We start from the raw sequence: 531 nt of genomic DNA, 5'->3' as shown, positions 1-531 counted from the left end.
CTACACTACCGTAAGAGAAACCAAGACGTACAAATGGTTTTATCTCACCTTCACCAAAAGACTTCGCTAGAGAGAAACCAAGTCCTGTAGTGACATTATCAAAGGCTTCAAAGTCTTCAACAAAAAAACTTCCCTGATAGCGCCAGCCCGAAGATTTTTTAGTACCTAGCTTAAGTCGAATACCGACAATATCACCGTCTTCGGTTTGGTCATAAATAGACCCTGAGCGAGAAGGCTCATACGACAAATCAGAACTACCCACATAAATGTCCGAGCCAATATAGGTCCATGAGTTATCAACCGCTGTCGCACTTGTGTTAGTAGACTCTTCAGCAAGGCTAATGCTAGAAGCACACATTAGCGCGCAAATCGGCAAGCAATGCTTTATTTTTAGATTCATATTCTTACACCGTTAATAACACACCAAAAACAAAAAAAGCCCCTTAACAGGAGCTTTTTCAATGCAATACTACAGAACGCTTTACTCTTTTCCGTAAACGTTATTCTCTTGTTCTTGCACACGAATAAAAG

At 40.5% G+C, this 531-nt stretch carries 1 protein-coding gene; it reads right to left on the bottom strand.

Annotated features, from left to right (window positions below; genetic code table 11):
* Positions 1–400, bottom strand: a 400-nt coding sequence (locus tag A3739_RS08470) for a hypothetical protein (RefSeq protein ID WP_156502483.1), incomplete at its 3' end; no start/stop codon positions are given.
* Between the last annotated feature and the right edge of the window lie 131 nt (positions 401–531).

It is taken from the genome of Oleiphilus sp. HI0067, from assembly GCF_001635735.1.
The sequence above is the reverse complement of the archived record's forward strand: the minus strand, read 5'-3'. Positions and strand labels throughout refer to the sequence as shown.